The organism is Amycolatopsis anabasis, from assembly GCF_009765355.1.
In the GTDB taxonomy this organism is placed as follows: Bacteria; Actinomycetota; Actinomycetes; order Mycobacteriales; family Pseudonocardiaceae; genus Amycolatopsis; species Amycolatopsis anabasis.
Map to the genome: position 1 here is coordinate 16,193 of NZ_VTHK01000011.1, position 16,016 is coordinate 32,208.

At 70.3% G+C, this 16,016-nt stretch carries 16 protein-coding genes; 8 read left to right on the top strand and 8 right to left on the bottom strand.

Features of this window, described 5'->3' with window-relative positions; genetic code table 11:
* The 7 genes from FXO23_RS16275 to FXO23_RS16305 form a co-directional block, all read right to left on the bottom strand.
* Positions 1 to 1,638 (bottom strand): alpha/beta hydrolase, encoded by a 1,638-nt coding sequence (locus FXO23_RS16275; RefSeq protein ID WP_425484868.1) that lies wholly within the window; start codon positions 1,636 to 1,638, stop codon positions 1 to 3.
* Positions 1,639 to 1,813: 175 nt separating this feature from the next.
* Positions 1,814 to 2,230, bottom strand: coding sequence for a nitroreductase family deazaflavin-dependent oxidoreductase (locus tag FXO23_RS16280; protein WP_179956795.1), 417 nt, complete (start codon positions 2,228 to 2,230; stop codon positions 1,814 to 1,816).
* Positions 2,231 to 2,276: 46 nt separating this feature from the next.
* Positions 2,277 to 3,254 carry an L-histidine N(alpha)-methyltransferase gene (gene egtD / locus FXO23_RS16285; protein ID WP_158885672.1) on the bottom strand — a complete coding sequence of 326 codons (978 nt, stop codon included), beginning with the start codon at positions 3,252 to 3,254 and terminating at the stop codon, positions 2,277 to 2,279.
* A 7-nt stretch (positions 3,255 to 3,261) separates the two neighbouring features.
* The gene (egtC, locus tag FXO23_RS16290) at positions 3,262 to 4,017 is read right to left on the bottom strand and encodes an ergothioneine biosynthesis protein EgtC (RefSeq protein ID WP_158885674.1); all 756 of its coding nucleotides are present in this window, start codon (positions 4,015 to 4,017) and stop codon (positions 3,262 to 3,264) included.
* Between the two features lie 4 nt (positions 4,018 to 4,021).
* Entirely contained in the window at positions 4,022 to 5,374 is a 1,353-nt protein-coding gene (gene egtB / locus FXO23_RS16295; RefSeq protein WP_246257350.1) for an ergothioneine biosynthesis protein EgtB, read from the bottom strand.
* On the bottom strand, positions 5,371 to 6,639 hold the full coding sequence (locus tag FXO23_RS16300; protein WP_158885676.1) for a glutamate-cysteine ligase family protein: 1,269 nt from the start codon (positions 6,637 to 6,639) through the stop codon (positions 5,371 to 5,373). Before FXO23_RS16300 ends, egtB begins: the two co-directional genes overlap by 4 nt.
* A gap of 141 nt (positions 6,640 to 6,780) precedes the next feature.
* A complete protein-coding gene (locus FXO23_RS16305) occupies positions 6,781 to 7,431 on the bottom strand; it encodes a hypothetical protein (protein WP_158885678.1) in 651 nt (216 codons plus the stop codon).
* Between the two features lie 116 nt (positions 7,432 to 7,547).
* On the opposite strand from FXO23_RS16305, the gene FXO23_RS16310 reads away from it, so the two are divergent.
* Together FXO23_RS16310 and FXO23_RS16315 are read left to right on the top strand one after the other, a co-directional pair.
* Positions 7,548 to 8,450, top strand: a complete 903-nt coding sequence (locus FXO23_RS16310; RefSeq protein ID WP_158885680.1) for an SPFH domain-containing protein — start codon at positions 7,548 to 7,550, stop codon at positions 8,448 to 8,450.
* A 9-nt stretch (positions 8,451 to 8,459) separates the two neighbouring features.
* Positions 8,460 to 8,693 carry a type II toxin-antitoxin system antitoxin gene (locus tag FXO23_RS16315; protein ID WP_158885682.1) on the top strand — a complete coding sequence of 78 codons (234 nt, stop codon included), beginning with the start codon at positions 8,460 to 8,462 and terminating at the stop codon, positions 8,691 to 8,693.
* 19 nt (positions 8,694 to 8,712) lie between these two features.
* Here FXO23_RS16315 and FXO23_RS16320 read toward each other — a convergent pair whose 3' ends face one another.
* Complete coding sequence (locus tag FXO23_RS16320) at positions 8,713 to 9,624, bottom strand: LysR family transcriptional regulator (protein ID WP_158885684.1); 912 nt, start codon at positions 9,622 to 9,624, stop codon at positions 8,713 to 8,715.
* 220 nt (positions 9,625 to 9,844) lie between these two features.
* Here FXO23_RS16320 and FXO23_RS16325 point away from each other — a divergent pair, with 220 nt between their 5' ends.
* The 6 genes from FXO23_RS16325 to FXO23_RS16350 all read left to right on the top strand — a co-directional run bounded on the left by FXO23_RS16325 (position 9,845) and on the right by FXO23_RS16350 (position 15,962).
* Entirely contained in the window at positions 9,845 to 11,035 is a 1,191-nt protein-coding gene (locus FXO23_RS16325; protein ID WP_425484869.1) for a Glu/Leu/Phe/Val dehydrogenase dimerization domain-containing protein, read from the top strand.
* A gap of 194 nt (positions 11,036 to 11,229) precedes the next feature.
* Positions 11,230 to 11,820 (top strand): TetR/AcrR family transcriptional regulator, encoded by a 591-nt coding sequence (locus tag FXO23_RS16330; protein ID WP_158885686.1) that lies wholly within the window; start codon positions 11,230 to 11,232, stop codon positions 11,818 to 11,820.
* Positions 11,821 to 11,858: 38 nt separating this feature from the next.
* A complete protein-coding gene (locus FXO23_RS16335) occupies positions 11,859 to 12,425 on the top strand; it encodes a TIGR03086 family metal-binding protein (RefSeq protein WP_158885688.1) in 567 nt (188 codons plus the stop codon).
* Positions 12,426 to 12,659: 234 nt separating this feature from the next.
* Positions 12,660 to 14,018 carry a hemolysin family protein gene (locus FXO23_RS16340; protein WP_179956789.1) on the top strand — a complete coding sequence of 453 codons (1,359 nt, stop codon included), beginning with the start codon at positions 12,660 to 12,662 and terminating at the stop codon, positions 14,016 to 14,018.
* Positions 14,015 to 15,058 (top strand): hemolysin family protein, encoded by a 1,044-nt coding sequence (locus FXO23_RS16345; RefSeq protein ID WP_158885690.1) that lies wholly within the window; start codon positions 14,015 to 14,017, stop codon positions 15,056 to 15,058. Before FXO23_RS16340 ends, FXO23_RS16345 begins: the two co-directional genes overlap by 4 nt.
* Positions 15,059 to 15,080: 22 nt before the next feature.
* The gene (locus tag FXO23_RS16350) at positions 15,081 to 15,962 is read left to right on the top strand and encodes a 3-methyladenine DNA glycosylase (RefSeq protein WP_158885692.1); all 882 of its coding nucleotides are present in this window, start codon (positions 15,081 to 15,083) and stop codon (positions 15,960 to 15,962) included.
* The last annotated feature ends 54 nt before the right edge of the window (positions 15,963 to 16,016 follow it).

Sequence of the window (16,016 nt, forward strand, 5' to 3'; positions counted from 1 at the left end):
CTAGCTCGGCGACGCGGGTGGGTCGAAGGGCTGGGTGTCCGGTTGGAAGACCTGGGCGGGTGCCGGCGCCTTGAGGTCGACCAGGTAGTCCGCGGTGGCCTTGTCCACGCCCGCCGAGGAACCGAGGATGCAGTGGCCGAACGCGTCCACCGAAAGCAGGCGCGCGTTGCCGAGCTGGTCGGCCATCCGCTTGGCGAACTTGTACTGGGTGGCCGGGTCGAAGTAGTTGCCGACCACCAGCACCGGGTTCTCCGTCGACTTGTTCCACGGGCCGCGGTAGGCGGCGTCGAAGTTCCGCATCGGCCACACCGGGCAGGCGGCCGCGTCCGAGAACGCCTGCGAGCGTCCGAAGGTCGGCGACTCCCGTTCCCATTTCGCCGCGATGGCGGGCGTTTCCTCCTGGGGGTGGAAGAACGGCTTGTCCGAGCAGTTCACCGCGAAATACGAGTCGTCACCGAGGTACGGGCTGTCGCCGCGGTCGAAGCGCGCGTTGTGCGGCGGGTTCAGCAGCGTGGTCAGGTGCTGCGCGGTGAACTTCGGCGGCGCCTGACCGGCCGGTGGGTGCAGCAGGTCGTATATCCGCTGCAGTTCCGTGGCGAGGCTGCCGAACGCCTCCGGTGAGTACAGCGCCCCGGACACCCCGCTGGTGAACCGGCTGATGTCGAGCGTCGCACCGTCCGGCAACGCGAGCGGCTGCTGGTGCAGGTAGGTGCGCAGCTCGTCGAACTTCTCCCGCGGCTGCCCGGCGCTGAACGCGCATTTCGCCCCGGCCTCCTGACACCTGGTCAGGAAGCCGTCGAGCGAGATCTCGAACCCCTTCGCCCGCTCCCGGTCGTACTGCAGCCCGTCGCTGGTCCGCAGTTCCGGGTCCACGTTCCCGTCGAGCACCAGCGCGCGGGCGGTCTTCGGGAACATGTTGGCGTAGGTCGCCCCGATGAGCGTGCCGTAGGAGAAGCCGACGAAGTTCAGCTTCGGGTCCCCCACCGCCGCGCGCAACAGGTCGAGGTCGCGCACGACGTCCCGGGTGGACATGTGTTCGGTCAGCGCGCCCGCGTTGCGCTTGCAGAACTGGCCGTAGTCGCGGTACGAAGCCAGCGTCGCGGAGATCTCCCGCTGGCTCAGCGGGACCCCGACCTGCGGCCCCAGCACGTCCTGCGCGTCCTCCGCGGTGGTGAAGCAGCGCAGCGGGCTGCTCGCCCCGACCCCGCGCGGGTCGAAACCGATCGTGTCGAACCGCTCCAGCACCACCGGATCGAAGTAGTTGACCGCCCGGATCGGGGTGGTCAGCCCCGGACCGCCGGGGCCGCCGGGGTTGAGGAACAGCGACCCGATCCGCTGGTCCGGTTTCGCCGCGGCACGTTTGAGCAACGCGAGATCGATCGTGCCGAGCGCGGCGTTGTCGTGATCGATCGGCACCCGGTAGGTCGCGCAGCTGAACTGCCCGGCCTGATCCGGCGGCACCCCGGGCAACGAGGACGCCGGGCACGACGTCCACTGCACCGGTGGTACCGCGCCGACCTGTGCCGGGGTCGGCGTATCTTCGGCGGTGGCGGCGGTGACCGGCAGGGCGACCAGCGCCCCCGTCACCACCAGTGTTCCCGACAGCCTGCGTACCCGGCCCCATGCGGACTTCGACACAACCACTCCCTCCCGTCGCTCCCGCGGATCCTGCTGCGCCGCGAAGCTGTTCGCAACACGAACATGGCACAGCCGTATCCGCACAGTCACCAACCGAAAGGATGGTTCCGACCCGGCCGAATGACCGACGGCAGAATGGCCTAACGCGCTGTCAGCAGTCAATGTCCGGGCAGCACTAACGTGGTGTCAGAACGAAGATCGGCAGTTCCCGTGCGGCTAGTTCCCGTTCCATTTCGTAGCCCGGCCAGAACGCCAGCAGCCGCTGCCAGAGTGCGTCGTACTCGGCGCCTTCGACCTCCCGGGCGCGCACCGGGATCTCCCGGCCGCGGACCGCGATGGTCGCTTCCGGCTTCGCACGCAGGTTGTGCGTCCAGGCCGGATGCCGCGGCTTGCCCCAGTTGGAGCCGATCAGCACGTAGTTCGCGCCGTCCGGGAAGTACAGCAGGTTGGTGCTGCGCGGCAGGCCGCTCTTGCGGCCCACCGCGGTCAGCCGCAACGACGGCAGCCCGGCGATCGCCACCAGGCTCACCCGCCCGCCGGACCACCGGTGCAGCCGGTGGTCCGCCCAGACGATTCCGGGGGCCAGTTTCATCAGCCACGGACGAGTGCCCAGCGAACGGGCCAGTCGCGGTAAGGGGTTACGCACGTACCGATCTTGCCAAAGACACTCCGAAGCGGTTCTCCGCGTCGGTCCACCAGCGCTCCAGCGCGAACCCGGCGTCGGCCAGTTCGTCCCGCACCTGTCCCGGCCGGAACTTCGCCGAGATCTCGGTGCGCACGTACTCGCCTTCGGCGAACCACACTTCCATCCCGGCGCCGGGAATCCGCACGGTCAGATCCTCCTTGGCCCGCAGGCGCATCTCGATCCAGCTCCGCTCGGCGTCCCAGTAGGACTCGTGCGCGAACCGGTCCGGATCGAAGTCCGCGCCGAGCCGGGCGTTGATCACCCGCAGCACGTTGCGGTTGAACTCCGCGGTCACCCCGGCCGCGTCGTCGTAGGCCCGGATCAGGACGTCCGGGTTCTTCACCAGATCGGTGCCCAGCAGCAGCCACTCCCCTTCGTCGAGCACGTCCCGCACCGAGCGCAGGAACTTGCTCCGCTCCGCGGGCAGGAAGTTGCCGATCGTGCCGCCGAGGAACGCGACCAGCCGGGGCCGTGCACCGGGGAGCAGCTCGAGGTGCTCGGTGAAGTCCCCGACCACCCCGTGCACGGACAGCCCGGGGTATTCCGCGGTGATCGCCTCCGCCGCCGCGTTGAGCGCGGACGAAGACACGTCCAGCGGGACGAACTCGCCGAGGCTGCCGTGCGCGCGCAACGAGTCCAGCAGGAGCCTGGTCTTCTCGCTCGAACCGGAGCCGAGCTCGACCAGGGTCCGCGCCGCGGTGACGCGCGCGATCTCGGCGGCCTCGCGGGTGAGGATCTCCCGTTCCGCGCGGGTCGGGTAGTACTCCGGCAGCGTGGTGATCTCCTCGAACAGCTCGCTGCCACGAGCGTCGTAGAACCACTTCGGCGGCAGCCATTTCGTCGCCGCCGACAGTCCTTCGCGCACGTCGGCCCGCAGGGCCTCGGTCCCCTCATCGAGGTGGTTGTGCACGTTCAGGTCCAGATTGCTCATGACGGGGTCACGCACTCCGATCGAATTCGAGGGGAATGAAGTCGGCCGAGTCGCGCGTCGCGACCACGGCATGGCGTTCGGGCACCGGGGTCCACCCGGGTTCGGCGTCGCACGGTTCGGACGCGACCACGACCGCGTCCCCGGACCGCCGCACGGAAAGCGCGTGCGTCCAGGCGGTGGCCACCAGCGTGGTGCCGTCGGTCAGCAGCAGGTTCAACCGCGAGTCCGGTGCGGCCCGCTCCACCCCGGTGACGAGTTCGACGGTCGCCCGCACCAGGTCCTCCCCCGCGCGCAAGCGATCCCGCAGCAACGCCCAGAGCAGCGCCGAATCCGTCGGCGCCTCCAGCCGCAGCAGTTCGGCCACCGGGAGTTTCTCCGCGAGCGTGGCGACCGAATCCGGCCAGCCGCGCACCACACCGTTGTGGCTGAACAGCCACGGGCCCTCCGAAAACGGCGCGCAGGCCGCCTCGGTGACCGGCATACCCGGCGTGCCGGAGCGCACCGCCACCACGAACGCGTTGGCGCGCAAGGACTTGGCCAGTACCGGCAGCGATTCGTCAGTCCACATCGGACTCGGCCGCCGGTACCGGACGACCTCGCCGTCCGGGCCGTACCAGCCGAGCCCGAAACCGTCCGCATTCACCGTGCCGCCGGCCCGCATGTCCTTCGGCGCGTAGGACTGGCGCAGCAAGGAATGCGGCGCTTCGAAGAGCAGTTCCGACGGCGCGCGAGCGGGACCGAGATAACCCAGATGGCGGCACATCCCCTCACGCCCGCCCGTCGGCGTCGCGCGCGCACCGGAAGCCCGAGAAGATCTGCCGCCGGATCGGGTAGTCCCAGTTGCGGAACGTGCCGCGGATGGCCGCGGCGTCGGTGCCGAACGAACCACCGCGCAACACCTTGTAGTCCGGCCCGAAGAAGACCTCCGAGTATTCGCGGTAAGGGAACGCGCCGAAACCCGGGTAGCCGTGGAAATCCGTACTGGTCCACTCCCAGACGTCCCCGATCAGCTGGTGCGCCCCGAGCGGCGACGCGCCCGCCGGATACGCCCCCGCCGCCGCGGGGCTGAGGTGCCGCTGCCCGAGATTCGCGTGCTCCGGGGTCGGTTCCTCGTTGCCCCACGGATACCGGCGCGACTGCCCGGTGGCGGGATCGAACCGGGCGGCCTTCTCCCACTCCCGCTCGGTCGGGAGCCGCTTGCCCGCCCACGCGGCGTACGCCTCGGCCTCGTGGAAGGAAACGTGCACCACCGGCTGATCGGCCGGAACGCGTTCGTACACCCCGAACCGGGTGCGCCACCAGCCGTCCTGTTCGCGCCGCCAGAACCGGGGAGCGGTGATGTCGTGCGCGGTCAGGTAGGCCCAGCCCGCCTCGCTCCACCACCGCGGCTGCCGGTAACCGCCGGAGTCGACGAATTCGGCGTAGGCGCCGTTGGTCACCGGCGTGGTGTCCAGGTAGTAGGCGTCCACGTGGACCTCATGCGCCGGACGTTCGTTGTCCAGGGCCCACGGTTCGGCCGACGTGCCCATCAGGAACGGGCCCGCGGGCACGAACACCTCGGGCGGCAGCGAACCGGCGCGACGCGCGGGCGGGGCGGGTGCGTGCAGCACCGGGTCGCCCTTGCGCAGCTGGTGGGTGGCCAGCATGGTCTCGTCGTGCTGCTGCTCGTGCTGGGTGATCATGCCGAAGGCGAACCCGAGTTCGGTGAGCCGGCGGCCCTCCAGCGGAGCCTTCTCCAGTACGTCGAACGCCTTCTCGCGCACCTGCCCGACATACCGGCGGGCCTCCGCCGGCCCGAGCAGCGGCAGCTCGGGCCGGTCGGCACGGGCGTGCTGGAAGGCGTCGTAGAGGTCGTCGATGTCGGGCCGCAGCGGCTCCCGGCCGCCGACGTCCCGCACCAGCCACAGCTCTTCCTGGCTACCGATATGGGCCAGATCCCAGACCAGCGGCGACATCAGCTTCGAGTGCTGGCGGGTCAGGTCCTCGTCGTCGACCGCGTCGGTGAGCGCGACGCTGCGGGCCCGCGCCCGGGTCAACGCCTCGGCCGCATGGGCGCGGAGATCCTGCGGGCTCAGCTCGCGCAACGGGTTGGTCGCCTCGATGATGTTCGGCTCAGTCACGGTTTGCTCCTTCCCGCGCGCACGAGACGCTGCACGCCGTCGGTGATCTCGGCGATCGTTTCGGCCGGGAGATCGGTCGTGGTCAGTTCGGCGCAGGCCAGGTCCACCACGGCGGCGGCCGCGGCGGCGATGGCCGGATCGGCCAGCCCGCAGCGTGCGGCTTCGCGCCAGCACCGGGCCACGGGCTCGCAGATCGCCAGCACTTTGTCTACTGTGGACGGTTTGGCCAGCAGCGCGACGAGCAGCGCCACCGGGTACAGCCAGCGTTCGGGTTCCTGCGCGTCCAGGTAGCGCACTTCGAGGTAGCCCTGCGGGCGTACCGGGGTGAACATCGTGGTCAGGTGGTAGTCGAGATCGCCGACGGTGGGCGGGGCGAGCACTCCGGCCGCACCGCGACGGGCGACCCAGTCCGCGAAGGTGAGCCCGGGTGGCGCGTCCCAGGACCCCTCGGGCCGCCGGAGCAGCATCAACGGGGTGTCCATGATCCGCCGGGCCCAGCTCACGGCCGGATCCGGCGAGGCGTCGGCCGCGAAGGTGCGCGAGTGTTCGGTGCCCATCACGGACAGCCAGCGGGCCGAGGCCGCTCCGGTGTCCTCGCCCGCGTGCCGCCGGGAGTTCGCGAAGGCGGCCAGCAAGGGCGGGCCGAGCGCGTGCACCGCGGCCCAACGGGACGCGGCGTCCGCGGCCTCACCGGTGTCGACGCAGACCTGCAGACCGGCGGTGCTGCACATCATGGTGATTCCGCCGGTGCCCAGCGGCGCGAACCGCCGTTCCATCGTGGCGTAGCGCTCGGTGTCCAGGAGTCGCGCGGGCGTCCGGTGCGCGTCGATTCCGGTGGTGCCGAGCCGGAGCCCCTTCCGGGCCAGTGCGTCGGCGAGATAGGCCAGATCGGCGGAGACGGTGTTCGCCAGCTTCCGCAACGAAGTCTGCGGTAGGGCGGAAATTTCGACCTGGCAGCCGGGTTCGAGACTCATTGGCGAGCCGCCCGGCAAGGGAAGTGCGGGGCTTTCGGGGCGAAGGGTGCGAGGCGTGTGCACGCCCAGCGCCCGGGCGAGGTCGTCGGGATTCAGGGGTCTTCGAGGGTCGTCTGCGTAGTGCACGGTGTACTCCAGTTCCACGCCGAACAGGCGCGGCGGGCCGTGCTTGAAGCACACCGACGCCACATAGGACTCGCCCTCCGCGCGGTCGGAGACCACCTTCGCGGCGAGATCGGCTGCGGGGGCCGATCTGTTGGTGCGCTTCGGGAATTCGTGAACCGCTGTCATGTCATCACCACAGTCCAGTCCCTGGGATCACTTGACTTCGGACGCTACACGGGGGGTCCGACATTTTCAGCGTTCGTCTCGCCCGGCAGGAGGACCCATCCATCCCGCAGGATCCGGCACTCCGCCACAAAACGGACCTGATCAGTCGCCGTGCGCGTCCTTGACGGCGGGTCCTTCGCCTCGCATGACACGGATCCGCTCGTCGATGTCGGGAATCCAGGCGGCGAGTTCCAGCGTCTTCGACTGCGCCCAGCGGCGGAGCTTGCGCCCCTGCGAGATCGTGCCCCCGCTCGCCGCCACCAGCAGCACCGCCGAGACGGCGGCGAACCACCGGTGCCCGCCCACGATCAGCTCGACGATCGCGGCCACGGCTCCCAGCAGCAGTGGCGCACTGCAGTTGCGCAGCATCAGCCCGGACGCGCGCAGGCGCGAGACGTCCATCGCGGCCTCGCGGTCGTGCAGCTCCACCGCGGAGAGCAGCAGGAAACCGTGCACTCTGACGAACTCGCGATTCCGCAGGGCCGGTTCGCGGCGGAGGAAGGTCTCCCGGGGATCGTGCCGGTACCAGCGCGGCGCCAGCCGGTCGGCCAGCGCCCCGACCGGATAGGCCAGGAAGCCGAGCAGGTAGCTGAGCAGCACGACCGCGATGATCAGCAGCACCACCGGGGTCCGGCCCGCCGCGGCCGCGTCGATCCAGTGCAACCGGGTCGCCAGATAGCCGAAGAGCCCCAAGTAGAGCGAGCCGGGTATGGCGTAGGCGAACAGATCGAAGATCCCGATGGCGAAAGTCACCCCGCCGATCCAAGCATCCCGACACCGCGACGCATCCGCCGACCGGGTGAGACGACCACCCGAAAAAGTGATATCACTATGCTAGCCTGGTCGCACAACGGGAACTGGGAGGAACCATGGCAGGCAGGACACCGGAGACCCGGGAACGCGTCGTCAACGGAGCGAACGGTTTTCTCGCGCTCGGGCTGATCCTGGTGGCCGGGATCGGCGGGCTCGCGCTGTTCCTGGTCGGCGTCAGCCGGGCGGACGACGCGAGCGGCCCGCTGGTGGCCACCATCGCGGGCGGGGTGCTGGTGGTCGCCGCGGTCGTCTGCGGCTACGGCCTCACCCCGGTCAACCCCGGCGAGTCGCGAGTGCTGCAACTGCTCGGCCGGTACACCGGAACGATCCGGACGGACGGGCTGCGCTGGGTGAACCCGTTCACCCGGCGGCGCCGGGTCTCCACCCGGATCCGCAACCACGAGACCGACGTGGCCAAGGTCAACGACGCGGACGGCAGCCCCATCGAGATCGCCGCGGTGGTGGTGTGGCGGGTCGAGGACACCGCGAAGGCGATGTTCGCGGTCGACAGTTTCGAGCGGTTCGTCGCGATCCAGACCGAGACCGCGGTGCGGCACATCGCCAACAACTACCCCTACGACGCGCACGGCGACGGCGAACTCTCCCTGCGGGACAACGCCGAGGAGATCACCGAGAAGCTGTCGGTCGAGATCGCGGAGCGGGTGGCGTCGGCCGGGGTCAAGGTCATCGAATCCCGGTTCACGCATCTGGCGTACGCACCGGAGATCGCGAACGCGATGCTGCGGCGGCAGCAGGCCGGCGCCGTGGTCGCGGCCCGGCAGCGGATCGTCGACGGCGCGGTGGGCATGGTGGAGACCGCGCTGGAACGGCTCACCGAGAACCAGGTCGTCGACCTCGACGACGAGCGCAAGGCGGCCATGGTCAGCAATCTGCTCGTCGTGCTCTGCGGCGACCACGACGCCCAGCCGGTGGTCAACGCCGGGACCCTCTACCAGTAGGCGTACCGCGTGCCGGCCGAGCGCAAGAAACTCCTCCTCCGCCTGGACCCCGCGGTGCACGACGCGCTGGCGCGGTGGGCGGCGGACGAGTTGCGCAGCACCAACGCGCAGATCGAGTTCCTGCTGCGGCAGGCGCTGTCGGACGCGGGCCGGCTGCCGAGCGCGGTCGGCCGCATGCGCCCGCGCGGGCGACCCCGCAAGGAGGAGCGCGATCCCCCGGCCGGGGAGGACCCCGCGCCCTGAACCGCTTGGCGGACCCGCGTCAGGGGACGCCGACGCCGAGTTCGGCGGCGGCCGTGCGGACCGCTTCGATCACCAGGTGCAGGGCGTGGCGGCGCAGCGCGGTGGTGCGGTACGCGATCGAGACCGTGCGCATCACCGGGGTCGTGAGCGCCACGATGTCCACCCCGGGCGGCCGCAGGGTCAGCCCCAGATCGGAGACCAGGGTGATGCCCAGCCCGGCGCCGACCATGGCCATCGCGGTCACCTGCTCGCCGACCTCGTGGTTGATCTTCGGCTCGAAGCCGTTTCGCTGGCAGGCGACCCGGACCGCGCGTCCGAAATGGCTCTTCGCGCTGGACAGGATCCACGGATGCTCGGCCAGCTCCAGCAGCGACACCCCGCCCCCGGGGAACGTCCCGGCCGGCACCGCCGCGTGCAGCCGCTCCACCGCGATGACCGAGCGCTCGAGCCCTCGCCCCCACGGCATCGGGGCGTCGGTGTAGTCGATCACGAACGAGAGGTCGAGCGTGCCGTCCCGCACCGCGTCGGCGGTGTCCTCCGGGGCCAGTTCGATCGTTTTGACCTCGATGCCGGGGTGTTCGGCCGCCAGGGCGTTCAACGCCGACGGCAGCAGGCCGGACGCCACCGACGCCCACACTCCCGCGGTGAGCCGCACGGAAACCGTTTCCTGCGCCTCTTCCAAGGCCATTGTCGCCCGTTCGACTGAACCTAGGATTTCTTCGGCGTGTTCGGTGAGCAGCACACCCAGTTCGGTCAACTGCACCCGCCGGCCGAGCCGTTCGAACAGTTTCGCACCGACATCGCGCTCGAGTTGCGCGAGCTGCTGGGAAACCGCGGAGGCGGTGTAATGCAGGGCCACCGCGGCGGCGGTCACGGTACCCCGGCGATGCAGTTCCCGGAGCATCCGCAAACGGTGTAACGAAAGCTCCATGCACCAACCCTAAAGGCAAATGTGCATGATCTTTAACTGGACGCGCGGGCGTGGCCGGGCGCACCCTGACAGTGCCGGGCGAACCCGGCCCTCACCCCGAACCGCATCGCGGCACCCTTTCCCTTGAGCCACAAGGAGAATCCGGCGCGCTGCACGCTGCGCGCAGCACGGGGCCCGGGCCCGGTGACCGAGATCGAAAACCAGCGTGGAGGTGGGAGTCGTGCGCACCGATCGGATTGACCCGTTGCTGAGACTGACCTGGACCGACCCGGTCACCGGCACCCGCGGCTACCTGGTGGTGCACACCCTGGTCTCGGGCCTGGCCACCGGCGGGACCCGCATGCGCGCCAGCTGCACGATGTCCGAGGTGGAGGACCTCGCCCGCGGGATGGCCAACAAGACCGCGGCCTTCAACCTGCCGGTCGGCGGCGCCAAGGGCGGCATCGACCTCGACCCGAAGGACCCGCGCGCCTTCGACGTGCTCAAGCGCTTCTGCTCGGCGATGCGCCCGTGGCTGGACGCGCACTGGGTGACCGCGGAGGACCTGGGCGTCCCCCAGCACCTGATCGACGAGGCGTTCGCCGACCTCGGGCTGCAGCAGTCCTACCACGCGGCGATCCGGCGCTCGACCGATCCGGAACGCACGCTGCGCCGGGTGCAGGCGGGCCTGAACGCACCGGTGCCCGGCGGCCTGCTGCTCGGGGACGTGATCGGCGGCTACGGCGTGGCGCAGGCCTGCCTCGGCGTCGCCGCGTCCTGGGCGATGCGCGCCGAGGACACGACCGTGGCCGTCCAGGGCATCGGCACCATGGGCGGCGGCGCGGCCTGGTACCTGCACGAGGCCGGGATGCGCGTGGTCGCGGTGGCCGACGCCGCGGGCACCCTGTACGACCCGGCGGGCCTGGACATCCCGGCCCTGCTGGAGTCGCGCGACGCGTTCGGCGAGATCGACCGGACCCGGGTCCCCGGCGGGGTGCGCCGCCTCCCCCGCGGCGAGGTGATCGCCCTGGACGCCGACATACTCGTGCCCGCCGCGATCTCCTACGCCCTCACCCCGGACAACGCGATGGACGTCCGGGCGAAGGTCGTGATCGAGGCCGCCAACGCGGCGACCACCCCGGAGGCGGAGGCGATGCTCGCCGGGCGCGGCATCCCGGTGATCCCGGACTTCGTGGCCAACGCGGGCGCGGCCGCCTGGGCGTGGTGGCTGCTGCTCGGCGAGGTCGGCGCCGATCCGGCGGATTCGTTCCTGCGCCTGCGCACCGAGATGCAGGCCAAGGTCGCCCTGCTGCTCGGCCAGTGGTCGATCGACGGGATGCCGCCCCGCGAAGCCGGACTCCGGATGGCCGCGCAGAACCGGGCCGAACGCGAGGCGCAGCCGGAAAACGACGCCGCGCTGCTGATCCCCTAGCGTCCGAAGCCCGGGGACTCGCGAGCGAGCGCGGGCCCGCCGTCGCGAGTCCCCCATTTCGGACGCGCGAGTCCCCCGTTTCGGTACACCGAGTTCCCCGTTTCGGCAGGCGAGGTGCCGAAGCGCGCGAAGTGTGAAAAACAGTACGTACGTACGGATTGCGAACATACCGCCCGCGGTGCCAGGATCACAGGATGCCACGGGTCAGCCAGGACCACCTCGACGCACGCCGGCGCCAGATCCTCGACGGCTCGCGAGTCTGCTTCGCACGCTACGGCTATGAGGGTGCCACGGTTCGCCGGCTCGAGGAAGCGACCGGCCTCTCGCGCGGCGCGATCTTCCACCACTTCCGCGACAAGGAGTCGCTGTTCCTCGCGCTCGCCGAGGACGACGCCGTGCGGATGGCGGAGGTCGTCGCGGCCCAGGGGCTGGTGCAGGTCATGCGGGACCTGCTCTCGGGCGACAGCGAGCATCCGGCGGACTGGCTGGGCACCCGGCTCGAGGTGTCGCGGCGGCTGCGCACCGATCCGGAGTTCCGGGCCCGCTGGGCCGAGCGGTCCGAGCAGCTCACCCGGGCGACCAGGCAGCGCCTGCTGCGCCAGCGGGAGGCCGGAAACCTGCGCGACGACGTCGACGTGGACGTGCTCACCGCGTTCCTGGAACTGGTGCTCGAGGGCCTGGTCTCCCACCTCGCGATGGGCCTGCCCGCGGACGATCTGGAACCCGTGCTGAACCTGGTCGAGGAGACCGTCCGGCGGCACTCCGCGCGTACCGAGGCGCACTGATCGCTGCGCTTGCCGGTGGCCCGTGGTGCAGTGGGGACATGGAACTCCTCGACGCACACGGGCAGGCGCTGCGCGGGTTCGACGACCTCGTCCACCGGATCGAACCCGGCCAGTGGGCGGCGCCGACCCCGTGCCCGGACTGGAACGTCCGGGACCTGGTGAACCACCTGGTCGCCGAGCAGCTGTGGGTCCCGCACCTGCTGGCCGGTGCGACGCTCGCCGAGATCGGCGACCGGTTCGACGGCGATGTCCTCGGCGACGATCCGGTGGCCGCCTGGGAGGGCTCCGCGGCCGAGGCTCGCCGGGCGTGGACCGCACCGGGCGCGGTGCGGCGCCGCGTGCAGGTCACCGGCGGCGAGATCGGCGCGGCCGAATACGGCTGGCAGATGACCGTCGACCTCGCCGTGCACGGCTGGGACCTGGCGACCGCCATCGGCGCACCGCAGCCCATCGGCGAGGAGCTCGCCCGGCGGCTCATCGACGAGTTCGGTCCCCAGGTCGAGTCCTGGCAGGGGCTGGGGATCTTCGCCCCGCCGGTCAAGGCAGGCGAGGACGCGAGCGCCCCCGATCGCCTGGTCGCCCTGCTCGGCCGCGCACCGGGTTGAGCCGTCCCGCGCACGTGCGGCGACTGTTGACGGTAGAATTACGCATACCGGCGCAGTCTTTGTTCCATCCTTATGAGGAGTGACTCTTTTCGTGCGCGATGCGCAGTCACCTGGTGACAGTACTGAGCCGGGTGACGAACCCGGCTTACCCGATGTCCCCGCCCGCCTGACCTGGGGCGATCTCCGCCCGGCACGCCTGGTGCGCGTGCCCGGACCGAGGCGGGATTCACGCTGATGGACATTCTGCTTTCGGTCCTCGGCGTCGTGTTCTTCGTGTTGCTGACCGTGGGCACCGGCCTCGCCGTCGCGGCCGAATTCTCGCTCACCGCCCTGGAACGCAGCACCGTCGACGCCGACGTGCGCCAGGTCGGCGACCGTCGCTCGAAGACGGTGCAGCGGGCGCACCGCACGCTGTCCTTCCAGCTGTCCGGCGCCCAGGTCGCCATCACGCTGACCACGCTGGTCACCGGGTACGTGGCCGAACCGCTGATCGGTCGGCTGGTCCGCCCGCTGCTCACCGCGATCGGGTTCTCCGACGGTTTCGCCGCGGGCGGCTCGCTGGTCATCGCGCTGCTGCTGGCCACCTCGCTGTCCATGATCCTCGGCGAGATGATGCCGAAGAACCTGGCGATCGCGCGGCCGCTGCGGACCGCGCGGGCGGTCGCCGGGTACCACTCCCGCTTCTCCGCGCTGTTCCGCTGGCTGATCACGCTGATGAACAACAGCGCGAACTGGCTGGTGCGCAAGTTCGGGGTGGAACCGCAGGAGGAACTGCGTTCGGCGCGGTCACCGCAGGAACTCGGCTCGATCGTGCGCTCCAGCGCGGCGAGCGGCACCCTGGACACCTCGACCGCGGAACTGCTGGACCGGTCCCTGCGCTTCGGCGAGCGCACCGCCGACGATCTGATGACCCCGCGCGTCCAAGTCGAATCGCTCTCCATCGACGCGTCGGTGACCGACCTCATCGAACTCGCGCGGCGCACCGGGTTCTCGCGGTTTCCGGTCTACCGCGAGGATCTCGACGACGTGCAGGGCGCGGTGCACATCAAACAGGCCTTCACCGTGCCCGCCGGCGAGCGCGACGCGGTCCGGGTCGGCTCGGTGATGCGACCGGTGCCGACCGTTCCGGAATCCCTGCCCGGGGACGCGCTGCTCAACCGCCTGCGCGATTCCCGGTTCCAGCTGGCGGTCGTGGTGGACGAATACGGCGGCATGGCCGGGCTGGTGACCCTGGAGGACGTCGTCGAGGAGATCATCGGCGATGTCCGCGACGAGCACGACGAGCGGGAGGCGCCCAGCTCGCAGCGGCTGGCCACGGACACCTGGATGGTCTCCGGGCAGTTGCGTGCCGACGAGATCGCCGAGATCACCGGATTCCGGATGCCCGAAGGCGATTACGAGACGATCGCCGGGCTGGTGCTGGAGCGGCTGGGCCGGATCCCGATCGCCGGGGACGGCATCGACGTCGACGGCTGGCGGCTGACCGTGCGCACCATGGACCGCCACCGCATCGCCGAGATCGACGTGCGCCACCTGGGCGGCGGCCCGGCCAGCGCGTGGCAACCCCGATCGGATCGGGAGCTCGCCCGATGAACGACTGGTTCTACATCTTCCTGGTGGTCGTGCTGCTGCTGGCCAACGCGTTCTTCGTGGGCGCCGAGTTCACCCTGATCTCGTCGCGCCGCGACCGGCTGGAAGCCCTGCGCGAACAGGGCAAGGCCCGGGCGCAGATCGTGATCAACGCCAGCAAGAACGTTTCGCTGATGCTGGCCGGGGCCCAGCTCGGCATCACCATCTGCTCGCTGCTGCTCGGCCGCCTGGGCGAACCGGCGATCGCGCACCAGCTCGCCGGGGCCTTCGAACTCCTGCACCTCCCGGAAGTCCTGCTGCACCCGATCTCGTTCGCGATCGCGCTCGCGTTCATCACGATCCTGCACGTGCTGATCGGTGAGATGGTGCCGAAGAACCTCGCGATCGCCGAACCGGAACGCCTCGCGCTCTGGCTGGTCCCGGCGCACGTGGCGTGGGTCAAGCTGGCCAACCCGTTCATCTGGCTGCTGAACTTCGTCGCGAACTCGTTGCTGCGCCTGGTGAAGGTCGAGCCGAAGGACGAGTTGGAAACCGCGTACACCTCCGCCGAACTGGCCGAGCTGCTCAGCGAGTCACGGCGCGAAGGCCTGCTGGAGCAGTCCGAGCACGAACGGCTCAGCCAGACGCTGTCCTCGGTCCAGAAGACGGTCGCCGACGTGCTGGTGCCCATCGACCAGGTCACCACGCTGGGCACCGCGCCGACCCTGGGCGATGTGGAGAGCGCGGTGTCCTCGACCGGATTCTCCCGGTTCCCGATCCGGACCGGAGCCGGTGAGCTGGTCGGCTACCTGCACGTGAAGGACGTGCTGGACCAGGCCGGTGACGCGCCGACCACCACGGTCCCGGCGGCCAAGACCCGGCGCCTCATCGACCTGCCGGCGGGCGCCCGGCTGGACCGGGCGCTGTCGATGATGCTCAAGGACGGCGGTCATCTGGCCCGCGCGCTGGACGACCAGGGCCGGGTCATCGGGGTCGTCGCGCTGGAGGACCTGGTCGAGGAGTACGTGGGCACGGTCCGCGACGGCACGCACGTGACGAGCTGAGCCGATGGTCCACCATGGGAACATGTCCGCCCCGACCGTGCTGCCGGAATCCGAGTGGCGCGCTCGGGAACGGGCGCACACCGAACGAATGCGCAAGTGGACGATTCCCCACCAGGAACGGCGTGCACGTGGTGAGAAACATCCAGTCCTGGATTTTCTGTTCACCTACTATTCACATCGGCCGTCCTATCTCGAACGGTGGCAGCCGGGCCCGGGCGTGATTCTCGCCGGCTCCGCCGCCCGCGCCTTCCTGGATCGCCAGGGCTATCACGAGGTCCCGGGCGGGATCGCGCTGGACGAGCGCGGTTTCACCGGAAAACGCGTCCGGACCGCCCGGTTCGCGCTGTCACTGCTGGAGGCGACCGCCGCGCGCAGCCCCCGGCTGAGCTGTTTCGGCCTGCACGAATGGGCGATGGTGTACCGGCAGCCCGCCGAGCAGCTCCGGCACGCGCAACTGCCGTTGCGACTCGGCTCCGCGGGGACGGATCAGCTGGTGGAGTCCCTCGACGTGCGCTGCGGGCACTACGACGCGTTCCGCTTCTTCACCGACGCCGCACGGCCGCGCAACGAGCTCACGCCCACCCGGGAAACCCAGCTCGACCTGGAACAGCCCGGCTGCCTGCACGCCAATATGGACCTGTTCAAATGGGCGTACAAACTCGACCCGTTTCTCCCGTCCGAGCTGCTCGGCGACTGCTTCGAACTGGCGGCCACGATCCGCGAACTGGACATGCGGGCGAGCCCGTACGACCTGTCCGGACTCGGCTATCCGCCGGTGCGGATCGAGACCGCCGAGGGGCGGGCCGAGTACGCCCGCGCCCAGGCGGCCTTCGCCCGCGAGTCCGCACCCTTGCGTGATCGCCTGATCGCGCATTGCCACTATTTGCTTAGCATCGCGAAATAGCCCTAATGGCGTCCTCAAACAACGGACTGTCATCACATTTGCTCGTTTCCGCTC

Coding starts and splice junctions, on each gene's coding strand:
- FXO23_RS16310 (WP_158885680.1), top strand. CDS start 7,548: ATGGCAGGCAGGACACCGGAGACCCGGGAACGCGTCGTCAACGGAGCG.
- egtD (WP_158885672.1), bottom strand. CDS start 3,254: ATGAGCAATCTGGACCTGAACGTGCACAACCACCTCGATGAGGGGACC.
- FXO23_RS16330 (WP_158885686.1), top strand. CDS start 11,230: ATGCCACGGGTCAGCCAGGACCACCTCGACGCACGCCGGCGCCAGATC.
- FXO23_RS16345 (WP_158885690.1), top strand. CDS start 14,015: ATGAACGACTGGTTCTACATCTTCCTGGTGGTCGTGCTGCTGCTGGCC.
- FXO23_RS16350 (WP_158885692.1), top strand. CDS start 15,081: ATGTCCGCCCCGACCGTGCTGCCGGAATCCGAGTGGCGCGCTCGGGAA.
- FXO23_RS16340 (WP_179956789.1), top strand. CDS start 12,660: ATGGACATTCTGCTTTCGGTCCTCGGCGTCGTGTTCTTCGTGTTGCTG.
- FXO23_RS16280 (WP_179956795.1), bottom strand. CDS start 2,230: ATGAAACTGGCCCCCGGAATCGTCTGGGCGGACCACCGGCTGCACCGG.
- FXO23_RS16320 (WP_158885684.1), bottom strand. CDS start 9,624: ATGGAGCTTTCGTTACACCGTTTGCGGATGCTCCGGGAACTGCATCGC.
- egtC (WP_158885674.1), bottom strand. CDS start 4,017: ATGTGCCGCCATCTGGGTTATCTCGGTCCCGCTCGCGCGCCGTCGGAA.
- FXO23_RS16300 (WP_158885676.1), bottom strand. CDS start 6,639: ATGACAGCGGTTCACGAATTCCCGAAGCGCACCAACAGATCGGCCCCC.
- FXO23_RS16335 (WP_158885688.1), top strand. CDS start 11,859: ATGGAACTCCTCGACGCACACGGGCAGGCGCTGCGCGGGTTCGACGAC.